1 protein-coding gene is annotated in these 1,000 nt (G+C 67.8%); it reads right to left on the minus strand.

The window, feature by feature from the left end:
- Positions 1 to 16: 16 nt before the first annotated feature.
- Positions 17 to 965, minus strand: a protein-coding gene (locus tag DK368_RS21185; protein WP_240002602.1) for an IS630 family transposase whose coding sequence is annotated in 2 segments (ribosomal slippage) — positions 17 to 626 and positions 625 to 965 — 951 coding nt in all. Because the reading frame shifts where the segments join, the coding sequence is not laid out codon by codon here.
- Positions 966 to 1,000: the final 35 nt, after the last annotated feature.

A 1,000-nucleotide genomic window follows, 5' to 3' on the forward strand; every position in this document is an offset into this window, starting at 1 on the left:
CTAGAGCGTTTTCCTTTCAATCGAGGTCATATCCCGCAGCGGCAAAGTAGTTTTGGCATTCAGTTGGGGTGAAGGCATCGATGCTGGTGGCGATGGCCTGCCAAAGGTCCTCCTTGGTTCTGGCTGCCGCCCTTTTCAGCAGGCTTTTGAGCTTGGAGAAGGCCATCTCGATGGGGTTGAAGTCGGGGCTGTAGGGCGGCAGGTAGCGCAGTTCCGCCCCGGTCCGCTCGATGATGTCGCGCACGCCGGCCAGCTTGTGGGCCGGCAGATTGTCCATCACCACCACGTCGCCCCGCGCCAGCGTCGGCGCCAGCACCTGCTCCACATAGGCCAGGAAGGCCGGGCCGTTCATGGCGCCGTCCAGGACCATGGGCGCCGTCATGCCGCAGAGCCTGAGCGCGCCGACAAACGTCGTGGTCTTCCAGTGTCCGTGCGGCACCGCCGCCCGGCACCGCTCGCCGCGCCGTGCCCGGCCGAAGAGGCGGGCCATCTTGGTCGATGCGCCGGTCTCGTCGATGAACACCAGGCGCTCGGGGACCAGATCGGGCTGCAACTCGAACCAGGCCCGCCGACGTTTGAGCACGTCAGGCCGCTGCTGCTCGGCGGCGTGCGCGGTTTTTTTTGACGCTCATGCCGTGGCGGTCCAGCAGGCGCCAGACGCTGCTCAGGGCGGCCCGCACCCCATGCGCCCGCTCCAGATGTGCTGCCATCTCGGCCAGCGTGGTATCGGGCTTTGCCTCGATCAGCGCCAGGATTTCTGCCGCATGTGCCTCCAGCCGATGGGAGTGGCGGTCGCCACCCATCGGCCGGGGCCGGGCATTGCCTTCCTCACGCCAGCGCGCCAGCCACTTGATGGCGGTGGAGGGCGCGACACCGAACCGCTTGGCCGCCGCCCGGCGGGACTGCCCGCCCTCCACGGCGGCAATGAGCCGCGAACGCAGGTCCAGGGAAAGAGGTCGCGTCATGCCGGCTGGCCTCCTGCTCCAGCCCGCACCTTGAA

Source organism: Oleisolibacter albus (assembly GCF_003336875.1).
Lineage (GTDB): Bacteria > Pseudomonadota > Alphaproteobacteria > Azospirillales > Azospirillaceae > Niveispirillum > Niveispirillum album.